Here is a 22,625-nt window from a genome sequence, read left to right as displayed (position 1 = left end):
CACAAATCCAAGTTGCGACGGGGCAGGCTGGAGCCTGCCCCGTATGCATTTCGGCGGCGCTGCGGACGGAACCTTGCCGCTCAGCGAAATCCAAAAGCACGCACCACGCCGAGCAGAGCCTGGCGAGCTCGACGATCGGTCGGAGCCGGTTGGGTTGTTTGGGCCCGGGAACCGGCGGCGCCATGCAGAAAGTTCGATCAACTCTCCGTTATCGAAGCTGAAGGTCCGGAATTCCTCAGGTGAATGCTGCCGTCTTCCTTTGATAGCAAATAGGTATTCGAGAGAATTTATTTTTCAAAAAGACTTTCCTGTGCGCCCGGGGCCGGATCGCAAGCCCTCCGGCCCCAATTACAAACAGGCGGAGATTTTCATGACGGAGCCTTCTATCGAAATCGAATACTTGGATGACGGGGCGATCCGACTGCGCAAAGGCGCGTGGTCGGACAAGGTGCCGCGGTCGCAGATTGAGCGCTGGGCGGACCATTATGAGTTGATGCATCGAAATAACAGCAATGCCGGGTATCTCGAAATGGCCCGCGCGCTGCGGGAAGCTAGGGCGAAGTTTCTGCTTTGATTGGCTGAGCGGACAGAGAAAAATCCGCTGAGAAAAACCTGAAAGAGTGCGCCGAGGCAGATCAGTTGGGCCTTGTCGGCGTCCGCTCTTTCCTTCCGAATCCACAAATCGTAAGCTTCGGCAAAACGGCTCAGAAATGCGCCATAGGGATCGGCGCAAAATAAACTGAACTTGTCAGGAGGCGAAGATTGGATCAGCTGCGTGTAATCGAAGACCGCTTGCAGCGCCTTAATCGGGTCACCGATTGGAAATTCGCCTTGGGTTTGCACATTCGCTTTGCCAATCCGACCCTGAGCTATGTGACCTACCCGAAAGAATGGGTGGATTACTACACCGAAAAACAGCTCGTTTTCGTGGACCCGACCGTCCGATGGGCGATTTCCAATCAGGGTATTTGCGATTGGGCGGACCTTTCCGACGGCGATGAGAGTGACGTGTTCGGCGCCGCTTCGCGTTTTGGATTGCGTTACGGGAAGGTCATTGCACTTGGGGAACTGGACCGTTCCATTGGCTTCTTTGCCCATCCTTCTCGTCCGATCACGCAGGAGGAGATCGAGCAGGCTCAATCGCTAATGCAGGAGCTTCACGACGTCACCCGCGATGCGTTGGACATGTCCGATAAGGAGCTCGAGGAGCTTCGCCAGATCCCGGTGCAGCCCTAAGCCGGAGTTCTTGGGCCAGACCCCAGAGACCCGAATACCAATGCCAATCGAGCAGAGCCGCAGAGTCTAATGGGCTGCCCGCGCCCGAGCAGTTGCGGTGCGGGCAGCCCCCGATGTTGCGAGCGGCGTTTACCGTCAGGCGGCGCGGATCTGGGACGGTTGGTCCCGCTCCACCCACGAACCGTTTTCATAGCGCGCCGTGATCCGGCCCGCATCGTCCATCGCCTGCAGCGACAACCAACCATTGTCGAAGAGCGCCTTGAGCTGCGGATGCCGCTCCAGCACGTCGGTGATCGCCTCGGTCGGGGCCGCGACGACCACCGAGAGCCGCAGCGGATCATGCCGCAGCCGCTCGCCGTCATGCATCGATTGCATCGGCAACCCGACCCGCAGATCGCCGCCATTGCCCTCGAACACACCGATGCCGCCGACCACGTTGTGCAACAGCTTGTTGCCCGCCCCGAATACCTCGGGCGCGGTGGCGGAGCCGTTATATTGCAGCGCGATCCAGCTGGTGACGACGGCAGGGGCGGTCAGGATCAGCTCGAGCGTGGAAAAGCCCGCATCCTGCCGCCAGTCGTAATCGTGCAGGAAGGCTCGCCCACCCAGATCGCAGCCCCTGCTCCGCGCCCTGGGGGCCACGATGAAGGCGCGGCAACCGGCCAGCCCCCATTCGGGCCGCAACTCGGACCAGTCCTTGCCCCGCCGGGGCAGATCTGCCCCCGACCCGGCGCGGGGGAGGGCCTGCGCCCGCGCCGTCCGGGCGATCTGGCCCGCCTTCGCGAGCGCTGTTTGCAACTGCGCCAGATGCGCCCGTGGCACCGCAGCCGTCCCATCCTCGAACAGCCGTAGCTCGTCGCTGACTGTATCATGCAGCCCGGCAAGGAACCGCGTCTCCGGCGGGATCGCGATGCCGTTCCGGGACAGTCCCTTGCGCACCACCGGATCGTTGAGCAGTTCCGCGAGCAACCGCGCGTTCACATCGCCCGCATGGCCGCCACAGGCCCCGCATTGCAGCGCGCTCGCATGCGGTGCGTTGGTGACATGCGCGCCGTGACCCGCGATCAGGACCAGCGGCGCGAAATCGGAGGTGAGCGACATCGCCTGCAGCACCCGGCCCGCCAGCGCGATCCGCTCATCGGAGGGCAGGTCAAGCGCGGGCACGGGCTCGGGGATCGGTGCCGTTTCCTGCGCCATCGCCGACCCGAAAAGCTTGCCCAGATACAGCGGCCCGGCCGCTTCCACGAAGGCGAAGGACGACACCGCGGCCAGCTTGAACCGGCCCCAAGCGCGGGTGGCGCGCCGGGCGATCCGCGCGGCCTGATCGGCCTTGTCGCTCACCGCGACTTGCGACTCGACCCCTGTTTCCAACAGCACCGGCGCCCGCGCGTCGCGCTGGTCCGAGGCCAGCCCGCGATGGGCGATCGGCAGACCGAAGAAGCCCGCGAAGCCGCGCGTCTGCACGCCGGGATCGGCGGCTTCCAAGGCCCGCCGGAAGGGTTCGGACCGCACGTCGATGCAAAAGACCGCCTGGATGTCGGGTGCCTGTGCGCCGGTCCGTTCGTCCGCCGCTGCGAGCGTTTCCGCCAAGGCCCGTTCTTCGGCCCGGTCCGCGGCCTCTTGCAGTGCAAGATCGATGCGCAGATCGAGGCTTGGATCCAGCGGCGCGGTATGGTCTTTCAGCGCCCGCGTCCACGGGGCGGAGAGCCGGTCGCGGAAACACTCCAGCAGCGCCACCTCCCACGCGAGCCGGATCACCAGCATCTCGAACGCCAGCGCATTGCGCTCACCCTTCAGCCCGTCCGCCCAGCCAAGCCCGCGCGCATATTGCGCCCAGCCGCCAAGGCTCATCGCGAGCCGATGCAGGTAGAGTGGCGCGGCCTCGGTGCTCAGACCAAGCCGGCCCGTCAGTTCCGCGAAGGCGGCGCGCGCATCCGTGGGCAGGCTCGCCGCGAAGGCGCAGAAGCCGCGCAGCCCGTGCAGACCCGGCGTCAGGTCGCGCAGCGCGAACGCCCGCCACGCCTTGAAGGCCGCGCCTTCGGGCGCAGGCCAGAGCGCTTGCCCCTTGTCGAAATGCCCGCCGGCCCAGAGACCGACCCGGTCCGCGATCAGCGCGGGCCAGTCCTGTCCGGTCTCCTTCGCGGCCAGATCGGCCAGCGTCGGATCGGGCCGATACGCGGGCGAGGGGGCGTGAAGCGCCTTTCGCACCTGATCGGGGTCGAGCCCGGCCTCGATCGCGGCGGCCGAAATATCCTGCAGCGTGAGCCGCCCGGCCTCTAGCCACTGGGCTATTGCCTCGCGCGGGGCGGTCGTCCGGGCGCCCGCCACCCGCGCCAGCCGGGTCGCGGCCTGAAGGCGGCTCTCTCCGGCCTGACCGAGATAGGGGTTCACCGCCACCGTCGCCTCCAGCCCGAAGGCGGGCGGGATCTGAGCCAGCGTCTTTTCGGCTGCGGCAAAGAGTTGCAAGGTCGCGCCGGGGAATTGATAGCTGTGGAAACTCATAGCCTTAACCTTTCTTGAGGGGCGTCTGCCCGATCAGCCGATCGGTGAGCGCATTAAGATAGAGACCGTTCATGAGGTGGACCCGCAGCCCCGCCGCAGCCGGATGGCTGCCCCAAAGCGGGAAGGTCGCCTGCGCCCAGGCCGCGAGGCCGAAGCCTGCGATCGTCAGGAGCATCACCAGCCAGATCAGCGGATCGGCCGGGGGCGGGGGCGGCAGGGTGCCCGCCGAGAGCGCATTTGCCCCCCAATGCAGCGCGAAATAACCAAGGGTCGCGCCCAGAGACATAAGCGTCGTGCGCCAGAACAGCGGCCACGGCGCGGCCTCCGCCAGCCCTTGCGCGATCAGGTAGGCGACGCCGAAGACGAGGATCGCCCCCAACGCGATCGCCTGTGGCGGCTCGTGCCAGAGCCCGGAGAGCGCGAGCGCCCCGCCGTAGATTGCGAGCGAAAGAAGGAAGGCGCGCAGCACCGCTCCGGCGCCCGGCACCGCGACCGGGCCGGGCCGGCGCTGCTGCGCCACCGCGGCGACCGCGCTGCCCGAGGACAGGAAGGCATGCGCCTTGTAAAGCGAATGCGCCACGATATGCAGCAGCGCCAGCGGAAACAGCGCCAGTCCGCATTGCAGCACCATGAAGCTCATCTGTGCGCAGGTGGACCATGCAAGCGAGGTCTTCACCGCCGATTGCGTCGTCGCCACTGCCGCCGCGATGAGTGCGCTGAGCCCGCCGACCAGCGCCAGCACCGCGAGGACGCCGGGCGCGGCGAGCATCACGTCGGCAAAGCGGATCAGCAGGAAGCCCCCTGCATTGACCACGCCCGCATGCATCAGTGCCGAGACCGGGGTTGGGGCCTCCATCACCTCGGTCAGCCAGCCATGGGTCGGGATCAGCGCCGATTTGAACACCGCAGCGACGCCCAGAAGCCCCGCCACGAGCCAAAGCGTCTGCGGCCCTTGCCCGTCGCGCGCGGCCTCGAGGATGCGCGCGATGTCGGTGGTCCCGAAGCCATAGGCGAGAAGGCTCACCGCGACCAGCAGGGCACCGCTCGCGACCAACCCGCTGAGCGATTTCTTCCGCGCGGCGCGTTGCGCGCCGGGGCGCTCTGGATAGAACAGCAGCAACCGGTGCAGACCGGTGCCGACCGCGATCCATGCGATCACCAGCTGGAACAGGTTGCCCGCCACCACGAGCGCAAGCACACAGGCGAGTGTCAGGCTCATCCAGCCCATGAACCAGCTTTGCCGCGCTTCGCCATCGAGCGCGACCCGCGAAAAGCGCAGCACCACCCAGCCGACGAAGCCGACGGTCAGTGCCAGCGAGATGCTGACGATGTCGATGCGCGCAGAGAGACCGATGCCCGCCATGCCTATGAGCGGGCTCGTCGTCGGCCCCGACAGCGCAAGCATCACCGCCGCGCTCACCGTCGCGAGCAGCCCCAGAAGTGAGGCCAACTCCGGCCCACGCAGTCGCGCTCCGGCCCGCTCCGCAGGCCTCAGAAGCAAATCAGTGCCGACCGCGATCAAAAGCGCAGCGGGCAGCAGCAAGAGATAAGACATGGCAACCTCCAGTTCGTTCCCGGGAGAGGTAGCGGCGACTTAGTGTGAAGAAAAATTCATTGTTTGTGGGTTTTCGTTCTGTTTAATAGAACGATGCCAGAGTTGAACTACCATCATCTGCGCTATTTCCACGAAGTCGCGAAGGACGGGAACCTGACGCGCACGGCGGAGCGTCTGAACGTTTCGCAATCGGCGCTTTCGACGCAGATCCGCACATTCGAGGCACGGATCGGTCACCAATTGTTCGAGCGGCGCGGGCGGCAGTTGGTGCTGACCGAGGTCGGGCATATCACGCTCGACTATTCGGAGCGGATTTTCGAGGCGGGCGAAGAGCTTGCGGCCACGTTGCGACAGGCCTCGGCGGGACGTCAGGCGGTGAGGATCGGCGCGCTCTCCACGCTTTCGCGCAATTTCCAGATCGGATTTCTCGCGCCGCTCATCGGGCGCACGGATGTGGAGATCGTGCTGCGTTCGGGCAACGGGGGCGTCCTGTTCGAGGCGCTGCAGGCGATGGCGCTCGACGTGGTGCTGACGACGGAGCCGCCGGCACGCGACGTGTTCTCGAGCTTCGTCGCGCATCGCGTCGCCGAACAGAAGGTCTTGCTGCACGGCACGCCGCACCGGCTGCGGCATGCCACGCTCGAGGAGATGCTGAGCGAGGAACCCGTGATCCTGCCGACCGACAGTTCGATCCGGACCGGCTTCGACAGTCTGATCACCCGGCTCGGGCTGCGTCCGCAAGTGGCGGCGGAGGTGGACGACATGGCGATGATCCGCCTTCTGGCCCGCGAGGATGCGGGGCTTGCGATCACGCCCGCCGTCGTTCTGGCCGACGAGCTTCGCGACGGGTTGCTGGTGACCGCACCGTTCGATCTCGATATCGGCGAGGATTTCTACGCGGTGACGCTGCAGCGCCGCTTTCCGAACCCGGTGGTCACGGACCTGATCGAGAAGGCGCGGGAGGCAGAGGCGTCCGGTCGCGGTTGATCCAGGGAACCGCGGGACAATGGCGCGCGCGACCTTGCTGGACAAGAACGCGAAAAGGCGGCTCGAAAGCCGCCTTTTCTTTTGGTTTCGATCCCAGTCGGTCTCAGTAGACGCCGTAGGTCGTCTCGTCGAGCTTGTCGTAGATCTCCGAGCGCGCAAGCGCGGCCAGCGCGTCCACATCGGTCGTGTCCACATTGGCGAGCAGCCCGTCCCACTTGTCGACGAGCGCCTTGAACTCGGTGAGGATCGCTTCGGGATCCTTCACGCCGCGATCCTTGGCATTGGCGATCAGCGTGGCTTCATCGGCGACCACGAATTCGGCCAGCGCATCTTTCAGGGCCTGATCCGGCTCGGCCACGGCCATGCCGTTCTCTTTCGCCGAGTTCACGGCCTTCTCGACATCCTTGTCGAAGGCGATGCGGTGCTCTGCGAGGTAATAGGCCATCTCATTGAACAGCACGCGGCGGTTCTCGGGCGAGATCGACTGCCAGAAGGCGACGTTGTAGCCCCATTCGAACCCGGCGTAGTAGTTGCCGATCGCGAGCGTGTTCATGTCGGTGACGACATCCTTCAGGCTGAAGCTGTCGAGCGCATCCGCCGCCGCGACCGCACAATCGAGCGAGCCGGCGTCAAGCCCGGTATACATCTCGCTCGACGGCATCGAGACCGGTACGGCGCCTACGAATTCCGCGAAGCGCGACCACGCGCCGCCCGCCATGCGCAGGCGCTTGCCCTTGATATCGGCCAGCGTGCGGACCGGGGTGTTGCACTGCATGAAGTACTGCGAGGTCGAATAGCCCCCGCCATAGACCACACCATTGGCTTTCCACTCCGCCAGCTGGGCGGGGTTGGTCAGGCCGAACTCGGTCGAGGCGAAAGCCATGACCAGCGGGTCGGTGTTGTAGAAAGCCATGTTGCCGATGAGATTGTCGATCGGCAGCTCGGAGGGGGTGTAGGTCCCGGCGTGATAGGTGACCTGCGCGATCCCGTCGCGCACGCCCTGCAGCGAGGAGGCCGGCGGCAGCAGCGAGCCTGCGGAGAACACGGTGAAATTGATCTCGCCATCGGTCTCTTCCGCGACCTTCTTGGCGAATTCCACGTAGGGGCCGCGCACCATCGAGTGGCGTTCGGCGAAGAAATGGTTGGCGTTGTAGTCTGCCGCGCTCGCCACGGTCGCGGTGGTCATCATCGCGAAGGCGATCGCCGCGGTCTTCATCGTCGACGTCATGTTCACAGGTTTCCTCCCTTTGGAACGGTAAATGAGTTGTCGTTTCACCCGGCCATCAGCGCGGGCAGGTAGAGGCTGAGCGCCGGAAACGCGATCAGCAGGATGAGCGTCAGCAGGTCCATCGCGATGAACCAGGTCGTGCCGGAGATGATGTTGCCGAGCTTCACCTTCCCCGACAGCGCGCTGTGCAGGACATAGAGGTTGAGCCCCACAGGCGGCGTCACGAGGCCGATCTCCAGGAGTTTGATCGTGATGATGCCGAACCAGATCAGGTTGATGTCGGCGGCTTCCAGCACCGGCAGCAGGATCGGCAGAGTCAGCAGCATCAGGCCGATCGAGTCGATCACCATGCCGAGGATCACGAACAGCCCCGCCACCATCAGGATGATCACCACCTTGTCGTCGGAGACGGCGAGCATCGCGTTGGTCAGCGAGCGCGGCACGCCGGACAGCCCCATGAAGCGGGTGAACATGATCGCCCCGATCGACAGGAAAAAGATCGAGGAGGTGGCGACGACCGTCTGGCGGATCGCGGCGCGCATCGCCTCCCATGTCAGGCTCCGGCGCAGCAGCGCGATCAGAACGGCGAGAGTCGCTCCCATTCCGCCCGCCTCGGTCGGTGTGAAGAAGCCCCCGAATATGCCGCCAAGGACGCCCATGATCAGGACCGGGAACGGCCAGACCGACCACAGCAGGCTCAGGAAGCGGCGCATGTCGAACGGCTCGGCGGTGCGCGGGGCGAGTTTCGGGTTCACCGCGCAGCGCATGGTGATCATTCCCATGTAGATCAGCGCGGATATCAGGCCCGGCACGACGCCCGCGATGAAAAGCTGGCCGATCGACTGCTCGGTGAAGATCCCGTAGAGCACCATCAGGATCGACGGCGGGATCAGCGAGCCGAGCGTGCCCGAAGCGGCCACGACGCCGGTCGCGAGCGACGGGTGATACTTCGCGCGCAGCATTTCGGGCACGGCGATGCGCGACATCGCGGCGGTGGTCGCGATGCTCGAGCCCGACGCCGCCGCGAACAGTCCGCAGGCGCCGACGCTGGCCGAGGCGAGACCGCCCGGCACCCGCGCCAGCAGCATCTTAAGCAGGTCGAAGGCGCCACTCGTCAGCCCGGTATTGGCGGCGACGAAGCCCATCAGCAGGAACATCGGGATCGCGGTCAGCGACCAGTCCCCGATGAAGCTGAAGGGCAGGGCGCTCACGATGCCGAAAGCGGCGGTCAGGTTCAGCATCGATGCGATGCCGATGAAGGAGACGATCATCAAGGCGATGCCGATCGACATCCGCAGCGCGAGAAGTCCGAACAGGCTCGCGACGCCGATCCACCCAATGGTCAACATGCTCATGCCGCGGACTCCGTATCATGCAGTTTGGTGACGGGTTTGCCTTGCACAAGCAGCACGGCGCGCAAGAGTGCCGCCACGGCCGCAAGCCCGAAACCCAACGGCAACATGCAACGGGCGGGCCAGACGATGATCTCGCGGCTGCCCATCACGACTTCGCCGACCTTGAAGGCGCGGACCGCGTCGAGACCCGTGCGCCACGTCATCACCGACAGGATCGCCGCGGTCGCGAAGAAGGTGATCAGCAGGCTGATCCGCTGGAGCCAGTCGGGAAAATGGTTGAACAGCAGATCGACGCTGATCTGCTCGTCGTCATATTCGACCAGCGCCATCGGCAGCATGACGATCGCGACCATGTAATAATAGGACGAGATCTCGACCGTTCCCTGGATCGGGGCGTTCCAGAATACCTTCAGCACCACGTCGAGCGTGATGTTGCCCATCATCACGATGATGCCCAGCCCGCCCACGAGCATCAGCCCGTGAGTCAGTCGCCGAAACGCTCGATCAATGAATCCTCTCTGCACCGGTCACCTCCCCGCGATCTTGTGCGCCGGCCAGAGCATTCCTGACGGGGACTACCTATTCAAATAGCAAAGCTTGATCGGGTGATCGCGGTTCGTTATCGCTCCGGGGAGGATGACAGGGAGAGATACTCATGGGCCCAACGCGCATCGGCATTCGCCACTTGCGCTACACGATCGCGGTCGCGGATGCGGGTGGTTTCCGCGCCGCCGCCGAGGCGCTCAACATCGCGCAGCCGGCGATCAGCAAGACGATTCAGGACACCGAGACCGATCTGGGTTTCGCGATCTTCCGGCGCAGCGCGACCGTGTTCGAGATCACCGAGGCAGGACGGATCTTTCTGGAGGATGCGCGCCTGACCCTCGCCACGTTCGAGCGCACGATCCGCGCCTCGCGGCAGAACGCGCTCGGCGCGCGCGGGCATATCATCGTGGGCTATTCCGCACTGGCCTCGTCGTCGCAGATTTCCGCCGGGCTGGATCGGTTCCACCAGAGCTATCCGGGCTGTCAGGTCGAGATGCACGTGATGTCGACGGACACGATGATGCGGAACCTGAAGTCGGGCGAGATCGATATCGGCTTCCTACTGGCGCATGACAGCGTGCAAGACCCGGCCGTCGCGCAGGAGCCGATCTGGTCCACTCGGATCGGCGTCGTCGTGCCGCGCGATGTCGAGGCGCTGTCGCTCGAGGCGCTGCGCGAGCGGTCCTTCGTGATGGGCCTGCGGGAAAACTGGCGCTCGTTCCGGGCCCTGCTCGACACGGCCTTCGCACAGGGCGGTCTCGATCCGGTGGTCGTCGACGAAGCGTGGGACGTGCAGGTGATCTTCCAGCGCGTCGCGGAGGGGCGGGGCCTGACCTTCTACCCGATCAGCGCCGCCGACAGTCTGCCGGCCGCGCTGAAAATTCTCCCGGTGCCGGGCTGGAGCCCGGAGCTGACGATCGCGATGGCCTGGAGCAAGGTGGTCGACACGAAATTGCTGCAGGATTTCCGTACGATCTTCCTAGGCTGACACCGCGGCGGGGGTGATCCAATTTCGCGATCACCCGATCACACAAGCCTATTTGAACCTCGCGGAACACCTGACGTCTTATGGCGCCGCAAATGCCGACTGCCAGTGTGAGACCCGATGGATTACGATACCGACCCTGCGCCCTTTGACCTCAAGGGCTCCCGTACGGGTGTGCTGTTGCTGCACGGGTTCACGAGCACGCCCCAAAGCGTGGCTCATGTCGCACATGGCCTGCATCGGCGCAGCGGGGTGAGCATCCGCGTGCCGCTGCTGGCCGGTCACGGCACGACACCGGAGGAACTGGCGCAGACCGGATATCGGGACTGGCTGGCCTCGGCGGAGGCGGCGCTCGCGGCGCTGCGGCAGGAGTGCGACCGGATCGTTGTGGCGGGGCTGTCTCTCGGCGGGACCATCGCCCTCAACCTCGCGATCCGCTTTCCTGATCGGGTCGATCGCGTCGTGACAATCAACGGCTCGACCGGGCTCTATCGCCCCGATCAGGTTGCGAGCCTGTTCGGCGATCGGCCCGAGCCGTTCCAGCGCGGCATCGGCTCGGATATCCGCCATCCCGACCGGCGCGAAATCTGTTACGACCGGATTCCGTCCACCACGATGCGCGAACGCTTCGTGCTGACCTGTGCCACGGGCGCGATGCTGCCGGAGTTGCGCCAGCCGATCCTGGTCTTCCAGTCCCGCATCGATCATGTCGTCGCCCCCGAGAATGGGCTGCGGATCCTGCGCGATGTCGGATCTTCGGATGTCGGACTGGTCTGGCTGGAGAATTCGTTCCACGTCGCGACCCTCGACCACGACCGCGATTTGCTGGTCGAGAAGATCGGGGAATTCATCCTCGCGAACAGGCGATAAAGCGCGCGCAGCAGGGAAGTATTTGGCAGAGAGTGTTTCTCCATCGACCTGAAGTCGCCGCAGCGTTGCCTGTATTGCGATGGGCAAGGGCTGCAGCTCGGCCCTGAGCCGCCCCCGTTGGAATTTTAGGGATATTTCACGAACGCACGCAAATTCGTGAATACTTGCGAAAAAACAAAACCCGTGCAAACCTCGCCTATACAGGGGGAGGAGAGTGGGTTTCCGCTTTTGAGGAGAAGCTGGAAGCCTTGGCGGTCACGCCGTCTCACGAAGTCGCGATGCGCTTGGAGGAGTGCCATCGCGTGTTTTCGACCTCCCTCTCATTCGGCCCCGCGTCCGTCGGGGTCGCAACCAAAACGGGGAGGAACCATGAAACATCTGACCACTCGCAGACATGCGTTGCGCACTCTTGCGGCGGCGGGCGCCGCCAGCCTTGCCGCGCCGCATATCGCCTCGGCCCAAGCCAACGGCACGACCTGGAAGATCCAGACCTCGTGGCCGGGCGGCGTCGGCCTTCAGACCTTCAAGGACTGGTGCGCCACCATTCAGGAAAAGACCGGCGGCGAGCTGGCCTTCCAGCCTTTCGGCGCCAATGACGTCGTGGGCGACTTCCAGCTTTACGACGCGGTCAAGAACGGCGTGCTCGACGCGGTCAACCCGTTCACCATCTACGTGCAGGGCATCATCCCGGCGGGCGTGTTCCTGACGTCCTATCCGCTCGGCCTGCGCAATCCGCACGAATTCGACGTGTTCTATTACGGCCTCGGCGGGCTGGAAATGGCGCGCGAGCTTTATGCGGCGCAAGGCATGTATTTCGTGGGTCCCGTCCACCACGGCCCGAACATCATCCACTCGAAGGTGCCGATCCGGTCGATCGACGACTTCCGCGGCCGCAAGATGCGCCTTCCCGGCGGCATGGTCGCCGACGTCTTCGGCGAAATCGGGGCGGAGACCACCGTGCTTCCGGGCTCGGAAATCTTCCCCGCGCTGGAGAAGGGCACGATCGACGTGGCGGACTATGTAGGCCCTGCGGTGAACTACGCGCTCGGCTTCAGTCAGGTGACCAGCTATATCTCGATGGGCCCGCCCGGCATGATGTCGCTCTACCAGCCGGTCGACATCATGGACATCACCGTGGGCATGGATGCGTGGAACAAGCTCAGCCCGCAGATGAAGCAGTTCGTCGAAATGGAAACCCACGTCTATTCCGACATGCATCACGCGGCGATCCAGAAGGCCGACCAGGAAGCCTGGGCAAAGTTCGAGGCCGACGGGACCGAGGTCACGCGCCTCAGCCAGGACGATGTGGAGCTGATGACCGAAGTCGCCGTCCCGATCTGGTTCAAGTACGCGAACCGCGACAAGGACAGCGCGCGGATCTTCAAGACGCAGCTCGATTACATGATGTCCGGCTCGCTCGGCTATGTGACGCCCGATCTGGTCGACGGGCTGGAACTGAAGCTCTGATTTGATCTCGAAGACAGTCTGACGGGCCCGCCCTCTGGCGCGGGCCCGGTTCAACTGATGGCCGGGCATGTCCCGACAACAGGGGGTGGGCAATGCCCAATATCGACTTCACTCTACCGCATTGGGCCTATTGGGCAGGGTTGATCCTGTTTCCGATCATTGCGGCGTCTCTGGCCAACCGGCCACGCAAGACGGAGCGGCGCTATTCGCTCTCCTTGGGCTATTTCATTCTCGTGACCGGGGGGATGCTGGGACTGCATCGCTTCTATGTGAAAAGCCTGCTGGGCTTTCTCTTCATTCCGGTCTTCATCGCCATTCTTTACGCGAATGCACAGGGCCATAACGCGCGCGGCACGGTTTCGGACATGTCGAACGTGGTGCGTATGGCCGAGCGTTCTCTGAGCCGCGAACAGGAGCGGGTCGACACCGCGCAGGCCGATCTTCCGAAGCTGCGCGAGGAGCTGGCCGCCGCCGAAGAGGGCAGCTTTGCGCAGAAGCGCGCGCAGCGAAATGTCGATCGCGCCGAGAAGCGGGTCGCGGATGGCGAGTCGCTGATCGAACAGGCTCAAGCCGATCTCACAGAGGCGCGCCCGAAGAGGGACGCCGCCGCCGCCGTGCTCGCAAAATGGCGCAGCATCTCGAAATACGCTTTCTGGGTGCTGCTTGCGGGGATCGTCATCGACGCGCTCCTGCTTCCGATGCTGGTGCGGCGCGCCAACGCCTCGCTGCCCGAGCGTGACGAGGAAAGCGAGGTCGAGCGGCGTCTCGAAGCGCTCGAGGAAGAGGAGATGAAAGACGATTCCCGACATGTCTCGAAAGGTTGGACAGGCTGGATCGATCGGATTTCGCTCAAGGCGGGCGAGTTCGTCAGCTATTGGGCGATCATCGCGGTCTTCGTCTATTACTTCGAGGTCATCAGCCGCTACGTCTTCAACAGCCCGACGAACTGGGCGCATGAGGCGATGTATCTGATGTTCGGGATGCAGTACCTGATCTCGGGTGCCTACGCGATGCTGACCGAGAGCCATGTGCGCGTCGACATCTTCTACGCGCCGCTGTCGAAACCCCGCAAGGCGTGGGTCGATCTGCTGACCTCGGTCTTCTTCTTCATCTTCGCGGGCACGCTTCTGGTGACGTCGTGGATCTTTGCGATGGATGCGATCGCCGTGCCCACGGGCAACGGGCTCATCTCGCAATGGGCGCGCGGCGAAATTCCGACCGGCGAGATGCTGGCGAACTGGAATCTCGGACAATGGACCGATGCGAATGTCCGCTGGGGCGAGATCAGCTTCAACGAATGGGAGGTGCCTCTGTGGCCGATGAAATGGGTCATGGTGATCGGCGCTCTGCTGCTTGTTCTGCAGGGCATTTCAAAATTCGCGCAGGATCTGCGGGTCGTGATGGGCAGGGGCTGATACATGGGACTTGAGATTGGAATTGAGTGGCTGACACTCATCATGTTCGGCTCGCTGGTCGTCCTGCTGATGGCAGGGCTTCCACTGGCCTTCGTCACGGGCGGTCTGGCCTGTGTCTTCCTATTCGTGCTGGGCGACGAACGCGCGCTCAATATCGTGCCGAGCCGCATCTTCCCGCTGATGACGAACTACCAGCTCTCGGCGATCCCCTTGTTCATCTTCATGGCGTCAATGCTGGAGAGAGCAGGGATCATCAACGAGATGTTCGACGTCATCTACAAGGTGCTGGGCGGTGTGCGCGGCGGTCTGGCCGCGGCCACCATCATTGCCTCGACGGTGCTTGCCGCGATGGTGGGTGTGATCGGGGCTGCGGTGGTGACGATGGGGATCATCGCGCTGCCGGCGATGCTCGATCGCGGATACAATGCCAAGATCGCGATGGGGTCTATCATGGCGGGCGGCACGCTCGGGATCCTGATCCCGCCGTCGATCCTTGCGATCATCTACGCGGTCGTGGCCGAGCAATCGGTGGGCGAGCTGTTCATCGGTGCGGTAATCCCCGGCCTTCTCCTGTCGGGCATGTATGTGGCCTATGTGCTGATCCGCTGTGCGATCAACCCCGAGATGGGCCCGCCGATCCCGCCGGAAGAACGTATCACGGGCCGCGAGAAGATCCGCCTGATGAGCAACATGTCGGCGCCGATCTCGCTGATCGTGATCGTGCTGGGCGTGATCTTCACCGGCGTCGCGACCCCGGTGGAAGCGGCGGGCATCGGCACTTTCGGTGCGATCATCGTGGCCGCCATCCACCGCAAGCTCGACTGGCAGACGATCCGCGAGGCCGCGATCACGACGCTCAAGGCCTCGGCGATGGTCATCTGGATCATGTTCGGGGCGACGATCTTCGTCGGGCTCTACGTGCTCGAGGGCGGACAGCAATTCGTGCAGAACGCGCTGGAGGCGACCGGGCTCGGGCCGTGGGGCATCCTGATCATCATGCAGCTCGTGCTGATCATTCTCGGGATGTTCCTCGACTGGGTCGGCATCCTGCTGCTCTGCGTGCCGATCTTCGTGCCGATCGTGAAGGCGCTTGGGGCCGAGGCCTTCGGGCTGAGCGATCCCGACGATCTCGTGCTGTGGTTCGGGGTGCTCTACCTCGTGAACATGCAGATGAGCTTCCTCTCGCCGCCCTTCGGCTACGCGCTGTTCTATCTGCGCGGGGTGGCGCCGCCGGAAATTCCGATGGGCGACATCTTCCGCTCGGCGCTGCCGTTTCTCGCGCTTCAGGTGGTGGGGCTGCTGCTGTGCATGTTCTTCCCGGAGATCATCATCTGGCTGCCGAAACTGGTCTACGGTTGATCACTCGCATCTAGTCTAGGAGACACGAGAAGCCCCGCGCCGTGTCGCGGGGCTTTTCATTCTGGCTGATCTGCCGCGATTTCCGGATCGCATGAGCACTCACGGTTCTGCCAGCTCGGCGCGACGGGCCTCGAGGGCTTCGATGAGCGTATCGGCCACCGCCCGAACCCTGCGCGATGCCGCGAGATCGGCGTGGATTGCCATGTAGATGGGATGCTCCATCGCAGATCCGTCGGGGAGCCGATCCGCCAGGAGCCTGAGCCCTGCCGCGCGGGCCAGAAGGTGCGGCAGCACGCCCACGCCCACGCCGCGCGCCATCGCCTCGACCTGTCCCGCCAAGGTGTTGACCGCCAGGCGCGGCGCTTGGTCCGCCCCGAAGGCGCGGGCCCACTCGACCTGCAGCTTCACCCCGCTCTCCTCTGGAAAGGGGAAGGTCACGAAGCGCTCGGGTCGGGTCCCGCTCGGCGGTCCGTAAAGGCCCACCCCCAGAACGCCCACTTGACGCACCAGAAGGTGACCATGTTCTGGGCGCAACAACCGCAGCGCCAGATCGGCGTCGCGACGATGGAGATTGACGACTGCAGCACTGAAAAGGATTTCCACATCGAGCCCGGAATGTCTTCCCAGCAACGGCGCGAGCGCCGGCACGATGATGGGCGCGACGATGGTCTCGAAGCTTGCCAGACGCACGAGGCCCGCCACTTCGGCCTCCGCCCCCGCGCCTTGAGAAAAGCCCTGTATCGCCTGCTCCGCTTCTTCTGCACGCGGCAAGAGCGCCTCGCCCTGATCGGTCAGACGGTAGCCGCTCTGGTGGCGCAGAAAGAGAGGCACGCCGAGCGCTTGCTCCAGCCGATCGACGCGGCGCGATACCGTCGCGACCCCAAGGCCAAGGGTCTGGGCGACCCCGGAGAGGGTGCCCGTCCGCGCCAGAGCGAGGAAAATCCGAGTGTCATCCCAATTAAGTCGCAAAGCTTTCTTCCAATTTTGGAAAACTAATTGCCAGTATTATCTATACGCCTCCCAAAATGAAAAGCGTAAACAGCCGGCGTCTTCCCATCGGATGAGGCCATCATGTCCGCAATCGACTTCCCTCCAGCGAAACGCTCCATGTCAGACGGCAGTGCGCTCTCCCTAAGCGCGCTGGCGGCAATCTTCTGGGGCACCAATTTCGAGGCGACCCGCGTCGCTCTCGAACATCTCTCTCCCTGGACCGCTGCCGCGAGCCGCTTCGCGATCGCAGCGGTTGCGATCGTGATCTGGCTTGGGGTTTCGCGCGGGATCAATTTTCAGGTGCTCAAGCGTAACTGGCCCGCCTTCGCGGTTCTCGGCGTCGCCGGGGTCGCGGGCTTCAACGCCGCCCTCTTTCTGGGGATGCAAAGTTCGAGCCCGGTCACCGCTGCCCTGATCATGGGCACGACGCCGCTGACGACCAATCTGCTCGATGCGCTGGCTCAAAGACGCCTGCCGAAAGGGACCGCGATCGTCGGAATGATCGTGAGCTTCGTCGGCGTCGCGATGACGGTCGGAGCGTTCTCGGGAACGCGGTTCTCCGGCGGCGACATTCTCATCCTGATCGGCAGCATCGGCTGGTCGCTCTACTCCATCGGATGCCGCAGTTGGGTGCGCGAGGCATTTGCGGTGGAAACCGCGACCTGGACAATGGTCTTCGGAGCGTTCGGGCTCGTGGTGATCTCCCTGTTCGTCGGAAATCCTGTGCGAGAACTGGTGCAGTCTGGGTTGGTCACCCAGTTGCTGGTTCTCTACATGGCACTGGGCGGCTCGGTCCTGGCCTATCTGTTCTGGCAGGTCGGCATTTCGGTGCGGGGGCCGGCCGCGACCTCGGTCCTCTTCAACCTCGTCCCTGTCGCCGCGCTTCTCGTCGCGATCGCCTTCGGGCGGATGCCCGGCTGGCAACAGATTCTGGGTGTGTTCGTCGCCATCCTCGGCGTGTTGCTCGCAAGCGGCCGGCTTCGTCTGCCCGGTCGCAACTGAGGGCGCCCTCAGGCGAACTTGAAGCTTCCGTGATGCCTTCGGCCGGAACATGGCTCTGGCTGAGGGGCGTCAGATCGCCCCCAAGAGAGCATCTGTCCCATGAAGAACCTGCTCTGGCGTCTCGCGTGTCGTCTCCGAAAACGACGCCGCTTCACCGACCCGCGAGACCTCCCGCCTGCACTCCTGCGCGACATCGGTCTCGAGGCGCATCTTTCTCGGTCGGATATTCGAATGAGCGGGCCGAGGCCGAACCGATCAATGCCGCCAGAAGCCGATCGCTGCAGATGAAGCGCGATTATCCCGGTTGACCGTCCCGATGAGCTGGCTCAGCCCGACCATATCCGGCCGGGCTGAGCCGTCGCTTCCGGGAGGTGCGTGGGCTCAGTCGAGCCCGTTCGCGCGTGCAACGAAATCCGCGAGATGCGGCACGTAATCTTCAGGGCCGTCGCCGCCGGTGGCCATTGCCATCGCGAAGGCGTTCTTGGCCGTGCTGGCGAGCGGGGTTGCGACAGTGGCGGCATTCGCCATCGACTCGACGTAGCGCAAATCCTTGTAGGCGTTGGCGAGGGTGAACTTGTGCGCCTCGCGGTTGCCCTCGAGCGCGTAGCCCATGAAGGTCTGGTAGAAGCCGCAATCCATCCGGCCGCCCCGGATCACCTTGTCGAACTGCTCGATCGGAATGCCCACCTTGCGCGACATTGCGAGGGCTTCGGAATAAAGCGCGGCATAGCCCAGCGAGATGAAGTTGTTGAGCAGCTTCATGCGGTGGCCGTCGCCAAGGCTGCCGACGCGTACGATCTTGCCCGCCCAGGTGTCGATCACGGGCTCGATGCGCGCGAACAGCTCTTCATCCGCGCCGACCATGCAATCGAGCGTGCCGTCCCAGGCCTCTTTCGGGGTGCGGCTGAGCGGCGCATCCGCATAGGCGACGCCGATCTCTTGCATGTCCTTTGCAAGCTTCATCGTCACGGTCGGCTCGCCGGTCGAGCAGTCCACGATGACGCTGCCCTCTTTCAGGCCCGGAGTCAGCTTTGCGACCGCCTCGGCGGCTTCCGGCGCGCCGGTGAGGCACAGGAAGATGATCGAGGAGCGCGACGCGAGGTCTTCATAGGAGGTCGCCTCGGTCGCCCCGCGCGAGACCAGGTCCTCGATCGGCTTGCGGTTGCGGTGGGCGATCACGGTCAGCGGATAGCCTTTCTCGACGATGTTCTTGGCCATGCCGTGGCCCATCAGGCCGGTGCCGATGAAGCCGATGGTTTCCTGGGTCTTAGTCATTGGATACTCCGCTTGGGTCGATAGGTCGTGAAATTCGGATCAGAGATTGAAGCGCTCCCGCAGGTCGGCGACCTGCGCCGGGGTCAGCGGGCGGATCGCGTGGCCCTGCAGGGCGAGGAACAGTTTGGAGGTCTCCTCCAGCTCTTCGGCGGCATATTGCGCGTTCGACAGGCTGGTGCCCGCGACGACAGGGCCGTGATTGGCGAGCAGCACCGAATGATGCGCGCTGGCGAGCGAGCGCACGGCCTCGGCCAGTTCGGGATCGCCCGGCGCGTAGTAGGGCACGAGCGGCAGCTTGCCCACGCGCATCACGTGATAGGCCGTGAGCGGCGGCAGCACGTCCTCGGGATCGATGTCGCGCAGGATCGAGACGGCCGTCGAGTGGGTCGAGTGCAGATGGATCACCGCGCCCGCTTCCTGACGCTCGTCATACATCGCGAAATGCAGGAAGGATTCTTTGGTCGGCTTGTCGCCCGAGACGAAGTTGCCGTCCCGGTCGAAAAGGGAGATCCGGGCCGGATCGAGCGTGCCGAGCGAGGCATTGGTGGGCGTCATCAACCAACCGCCATCGGGCAGCCGCGCCGAGATATTGCCGGAAGACCCGGCGGTAAGGCCGCGATCGAAGAGCGAGCGCCCGATGGTGCAGATCTGGTCGCGCAGGCGCGTTTCGTCAGACATGTTCGGCCTCCGGCTCCAGAAGGTCCCACGCCTTGAGGAAGAAATCCTCGGCGCCGAAATTGCCTGATTTGAGCGCGAGCGCGAGGCGCGGGCCGGAGAGGCTCATCGTCCACGGCACGCCGGGGTCGATCTCGGGGCCGATGTCGAGCAGGCGCACACCGAGCGCCGTCGTCACCGCGCCCGACGTTTCGCCGCCCGCGATCAGCATGCGGGTAAACCCGGCGTCGCGCAGGCGTTCGGCGATTGCGGCCAGCGTGTCTTCGACCAGTGCGCCGGAGGCGTCTCGGCCCAGACGGGACTGGATCTTGCCGAGCTGCGCCGGATCTGCGCTGGAATAGATCAGGGGGGTGCTGTCGGCGGGCTGCGCGATGGCCCAATCGGCGATCTCATCCGCGCTCTGTCTGCCTTCGGTCAGTGACTCCACGTCGAGCGCGCGGCTCGGCAGGCCGGCCGCTTGCGCCGCCGCGATCTGGCCACGGGTCGCGACCGAGCAGGAGCCCGCGAGGATCGCGCTGCGGCCCTCCGGGGCTGGCATCCGATCCGGCGCGCTATGCGCGTCGCTCCGGTCGCGAAGCGCTGCGGCCAGGCCCAGACCGATGCCCGAGCCGCCGGTGACCAGCGGCATCTCCGCGCAGGCCGCGCCGAGCGTCATCAAGTCCGATTCGTCGATCGTGTCGGTGACGACGACACGGGTGCCAGCGGTGCGGGCGGTCTCAAAGGCCTTGCGCAGCGCGGCCTCTCCCTGCCTGATCGTCGTGACGTCGATCAGGCCGACTTTCAGCGTCGTCTGCCGCCCCAGAACCCGCACCAGATCGGGGTCGCGCATCGGGGTGAGCGGGTGGTCCTTGAGCGGGCTTTCCGACAGCAGACGGTCGCCCACGAAAAGGTGGCCCTTGTAGACCGTGCGCCCGGTCGCCGGGAAGGCGGGGCAGGCGATGGTCAGGGTCGTGCCGGTGAACTTCATCAGGGCCTCGGTGACCGGCCCGATATTGCCGTGGTCGGTGGAGTCGAAGGTCGAGCAATATTTGAACATCAGGCGTTGCGCCCCGGCCGCGCGCAGGGCTTTCGCCGCTTTCAGCGACAGCTCTACCGCGTCGCCTGCCGGAATGGTGCGCGACTTCAGCGCGACCACCACCGCATCGGCGCCCGACAGGTCCATTTGCGGCCCCGGCAGGCCGATGACCTGCCGCGTCTTCAACCCGCTGCGTGACAGCATCAGGCACAGGTCAGTGGCGCCGGTAATATCGTCGGCGACCGCTCCGATCAGCATGGAAATTCCTCCCTCGGTCCACAGATCGCCGATCGCCCCGACGGCGCGGGGCGGCGATTTCACATAGCCCTTGCAAAGCCGTTGCGGCTCGGGCTAACGATGTAATGACAACGCTATCATTCCAGCAATGCAAGCGCAAGACGGACGCTGGAAGGGGGCAGGTTGAGACTGGAAATCGGCGATTGAGAGGTATTCCGCATGAAGTCACCCCAAGAGACGAAGGTCTGTGTCATCGGTCTGGGATCGATGGGCTTCGGCATGGCCGAGAGCTTGCTGCGAGACGGGTTCGCGGTGACGGGCGTCGATGTGAATGCCGATGCGATGGAGCGCTTTGCGGCGCTTGGCGGCGCGGTTGCAGCCGACCCTGCGACGGGGGCGCAAGATGCGGAACTGGTGATCGCCGTGGTCGTCAATGCCGACCAGACAGAGCAGGTGCTTTTCGGACCGGGCGGCGCCGTCGCGACCATGTCCGAGGGCGGCGTGGTGATGTCCTGCGCTACGATGGCCCCCGATCTGGCGCGCGTCTTCGCCAAGCGCTGCGCCGCGGCGGGCGTGACCTATCTCGATACGCCGATCAGCGGTGGTGCTCAGCGTGCCGCCAGCGGTGAGCTGACGATCATGGGCTCGGGTCCGGCGGCGGCTTTTGCGCGCATTCGCCCAGCGCTCGATAGTGTCGCCGCCAAGGTCTACGAGCTTGGCGAGGAGGCAGGCACGGGCGCGGCCTTCAAGGTGGTCAATCAACTTCTCGCCGGTGTGCATATCGCGGCGGCCTGTGAGGCGATCACCTTCGCCAAGGCGATGGATCTGGACCTGGAGAAAGTCTACGAGGTGATCACCGCGTCAGCGGGCAATTCGTGGATGTTCGAGAACCGCGTGCCGCACGTGCTCGAGGGCGATTACAGCCCGCGCAGCGCGGTGGATATCTTCACCAAGGATCTCGGGATCGTGGCGGATATCGGGCGGGACCTGAAATTCCCGACACCGATCGCCGGGACGGCTCTGCAGATGTTCGTGATGACGGCGGCGGCCGGGATGGGGCGCGACGACGATGCCTCTGTCGCGCGGATGCTGGCGAATATCGCGGGGCTCGATCTGCCTGATGCAGCGCCCGCAAGCGAGGGCTGAGCGATGCCCAGATTTGCCGCCAACCTGACGATGATGTTCACCGAGCACGAGTTTCTCGACCGCTTCGCCGCGGCGAAAAAGGCCGGGTTCGATGCGGTCGAATATCTCTTTCCCTACGACCACCCGCCCGAGGCGATCGCAGAGCGGCTGCGCGCGCACGGCCTGACGCAGGCGCTCTTCAATCTGCCGCCCGGCAACTGGGAGGCGGGTGATCGCGGGCTGGCCGCATTGCCGGATCGCGCAGAGGAATTCCGCGCCTCGATCGACACTGCTTTGCGCTATGCCGAGGCGACCAGGGTCGGGCGCGTGCATGTGATGAGTGGGCTCGCCTCGCGCCAAGATGTGACCGCGCTGACCGCCTATCGCGACTCGTTGCGGAGGGTCTGTGATGCGGCCGGGGCACTGGGGCTCGATGTGGTGATCGAGCCGATCAACACGCGCGACATGCCGGGCTATTTTCTGGATGATTTCAGCTTCGCTGCCGATCTGATCGCGGAGCTTGGGCTGCCCAATCTCAAGCTGCAATTCGACATCTATCACCGCCAGATTCTGCACGGGGACGTGCTGATGGGGCTGCGGGAGATGGCGCCGATCATCGGACATGTTCAGATCGCCGCGGTGCCGGATCGGCACGAGCCAGGAACCGGCGAGCTCGACGACGCGCGCATTCTGCGCGAACTGGACGCACTGGGCTATGAAGGGTTCGTGGGCTGCGAATACCGCCCGGCAGGCCGGACAGAGGATGGTCTGGACTGGATGCGCGCCTTCGCCTGAGACGAA

20 protein-coding genes are annotated in these 22,625 nt (G+C 64.6%); 11 read left to right on the top strand and 9 right to left on the bottom strand.

All coding sequences use genetic code 11. The features are described 5' to 3' along the window. Positions 1-43 precede the first annotated feature (43 nt). Together B6V74_RS18730 and B6V74_RS04530 are read left to right on the top strand one after the other, a co-directional pair. Complete coding sequence (locus B6V74_RS18730) at positions 44-574, top strand: hypothetical protein (protein WP_143597861.1); 531 nt, start codon at positions 44-46, stop codon at positions 572-574. A 188-nt stretch (positions 575-762) separates the two neighbouring features. Further along, on the top strand, positions 763-1,236 hold the full coding sequence (locus B6V74_RS04530) for an autoinducer binding domain-containing protein (protein WP_088722068.1): 474 nt from the start codon (positions 763-765) through the stop codon (positions 1,234-1,236). A 135-nt stretch (positions 1,237-1,371) separates the two neighbouring features. Here the strand turns inward: B6V74_RS04530 and B6V74_RS04525 are convergent, their stop codons facing one another. Both B6V74_RS04525 and B6V74_RS04520 read right to left on the bottom strand, forming a co-directional pair. After that, positions 1,372-3,738, bottom strand: a complete 2,367-nt coding sequence (locus B6V74_RS04525; RefSeq protein WP_088722067.1) for a DUF2309 domain-containing protein — start codon at positions 3,736-3,738, stop codon at positions 1,372-1,374. A gap of 4 nt (positions 3,739-3,742) precedes the next feature. Further along, positions 3,743-5,293: a proton-conducting transporter membrane subunit gene (locus B6V74_RS04520; RefSeq protein ID WP_088722066.1), complete on the bottom strand. Its 1,551-nt coding sequence runs from the start codon at positions 5,291-5,293 to the stop codon at positions 3,743-3,745. Between the two features lie 93 nt (positions 5,294-5,386). Here B6V74_RS04520 and B6V74_RS04515 point away from each other — a divergent pair, with 93 nt between their 5' ends. Then, entirely contained in the window at positions 5,387-6,280 is an 894-nt protein-coding gene (locus B6V74_RS04515) for a LysR family transcriptional regulator (protein ID WP_088722065.1), read from the top strand. Positions 6,281-6,383: 103 nt separating this feature from the next. Here the strand turns inward: B6V74_RS04515 and B6V74_RS04510 are convergent, their stop codons facing one another. The 3 genes from B6V74_RS04510 to B6V74_RS04500 are packed head-to-tail and all read right to left on the bottom strand — an operon-like array spanning position 6,384 to position 9,387. Further along, positions 6,384-7,508, bottom strand: a complete 1,125-nt coding sequence (locus B6V74_RS04510; protein ID WP_077701126.1) for a C4-dicarboxylate TRAP transporter substrate-binding protein — start codon at positions 7,506-7,508, stop codon at positions 6,384-6,386. Between the two features lie 44 nt (positions 7,509-7,552). Then, entirely contained in the window at positions 7,553-8,863 is a 1,311-nt protein-coding gene (locus B6V74_RS04505; protein ID WP_088722064.1) for a TRAP transporter large permease, read from the bottom strand. Continuing rightward, positions 8,860-9,387: a TRAP transporter small permease subunit gene (locus tag B6V74_RS04500; RefSeq protein WP_141104897.1), complete on the bottom strand. Its 528-nt coding sequence runs from the start codon at positions 9,385-9,387 to the stop codon at positions 8,860-8,862. Before B6V74_RS04500 ends, B6V74_RS04505 begins: the two co-directional genes overlap by 4 nt. Positions 9,388-9,518: 131 nt before the next feature. Between B6V74_RS04500 and B6V74_RS04495 the strand changes: the two genes are divergently transcribed. The 5 genes from B6V74_RS04495 (at position 9,519) to B6V74_RS04475 (ending at position 15,505) form a co-directional block, all read left to right on the top strand. Then, positions 9,519-10,397, top strand: coding sequence for a LysR substrate-binding domain-containing protein (locus B6V74_RS04495; RefSeq protein WP_088722063.1), 879 nt, complete (start codon positions 9,519-9,521; stop codon positions 10,395-10,397). A 117-nt stretch (positions 10,398-10,514) separates the two neighbouring features. Next, complete coding sequence (locus B6V74_RS04490) at positions 10,515-11,264, top strand: alpha/beta fold hydrolase (RefSeq protein WP_088722062.1); 750 nt, start codon at positions 10,515-10,517, stop codon at positions 11,262-11,264. Positions 11,265-11,633: 369 nt separating this feature from the next. Beyond that, positions 11,634-12,731, top strand: coding sequence for a TRAP transporter substrate-binding protein DctP (gene dctP, locus B6V74_RS04485; RefSeq protein ID WP_088722061.1), 1,098 nt, complete (start codon positions 11,634-11,636; stop codon positions 12,729-12,731). Positions 12,732-12,823: 92 nt separating this feature from the next. Further along, positions 12,824-14,146: a TRAP transporter small permease subunit gene (locus B6V74_RS04480; RefSeq protein WP_088722060.1), complete on the top strand. Its 1,323-nt coding sequence runs from the start codon at positions 12,824-12,826 to the stop codon at positions 14,144-14,146. Positions 14,147-14,149: 3 nt separating this feature from the next. Further along, positions 14,150-15,505 (top strand): TRAP transporter large permease subunit, encoded by a 1,356-nt coding sequence (locus B6V74_RS04475; RefSeq protein WP_075776423.1) that lies wholly within the window; start codon positions 14,150-14,152, stop codon positions 15,503-15,505. A gap of 99 nt (positions 15,506-15,604) precedes the next feature. Here B6V74_RS04475 and B6V74_RS04470 read toward each other — a convergent pair whose 3' ends face one another. Beyond that, positions 15,605-16,474: a LysR family transcriptional regulator gene (locus B6V74_RS04470; protein WP_088722059.1), complete on the bottom strand. Its 870-nt coding sequence runs from the start codon at positions 16,472-16,474 to the stop codon at positions 15,605-15,607. 102 nt (positions 16,475-16,576) lie between these two features. Here B6V74_RS04470 and B6V74_RS04465 point away from each other — a divergent pair, with 102 nt between their 5' ends. Beyond that, complete coding sequence (locus B6V74_RS04465) at positions 16,577-17,497, top strand: DMT family transporter (protein WP_240497045.1); 921 nt, start codon at positions 16,577-16,579, stop codon at positions 17,495-17,497. A 381-nt stretch (positions 17,498-17,878) separates the two neighbouring features. On the opposite strand, the gene B6V74_RS04460 is transcribed toward B6V74_RS04465, so the two are convergent. From B6V74_RS04460 to otnK, 3 genes are read right to left on the bottom strand one after another with little or no spacing between them, the layout of a single operon-like run. Then, entirely contained in the window at positions 17,879-18,772 is an 894-nt protein-coding gene (locus B6V74_RS04460) for an NAD(P)-dependent oxidoreductase (protein ID WP_088722057.1), read from the bottom strand. A gap of 39 nt (positions 18,773-18,811) precedes the next feature. Beyond that, positions 18,812-19,450, bottom strand: a complete 639-nt coding sequence (gene otnC / locus B6V74_RS04455; protein ID WP_088719234.1) for a 3-oxo-tetronate 4-phosphate decarboxylase — start codon at positions 19,448-19,450, stop codon at positions 18,812-18,814. Continuing rightward, a complete protein-coding gene (gene otnK, locus B6V74_RS04450; protein ID WP_088722056.1) occupies positions 19,443-20,720 on the bottom strand; it encodes a 3-oxo-tetronate kinase in 1,278 nt (425 codons plus the stop codon). The genes otnC and otnK overlap by 8 nt, the downstream gene beginning before the upstream one ends. Positions 20,721-20,918: 198 nt before the next feature. On the opposite strand from otnK, the gene ltnD reads away from it, so the two are divergent. Both ltnD and otnI read left to right on the top strand, forming a co-directional pair. Beyond that, on the top strand, positions 20,919-21,845 hold the full coding sequence (gene ltnD / locus B6V74_RS04445) for an L-threonate dehydrogenase (RefSeq protein ID WP_075776418.1): 927 nt from the start codon (positions 20,919-20,921) through the stop codon (positions 21,843-21,845). 3 nt (positions 21,846-21,848) lie between these two features. Beyond that, complete coding sequence (gene otnI, locus B6V74_RS04440; RefSeq protein WP_088722055.1) at positions 21,849-22,619, top strand: 2-oxo-tetronate isomerase; 771 nt, start codon at positions 21,849-21,851, stop codon at positions 22,617-22,619. The last annotated feature ends 6 nt before the right edge of the window (positions 22,620-22,625 follow it).

This window comes from Thioclava sp. F42-5 (assembly GCF_002213195.1).
Lineage (GTDB): Bacteria > Pseudomonadota > Alphaproteobacteria > Rhodobacterales > Rhodobacteraceae > Thioclava > Thioclava nitratireducens.
Note: the sequence above shows the minus strand (reverse complement) of the source record. Positions and strands in the feature narration are given on the sequence as shown.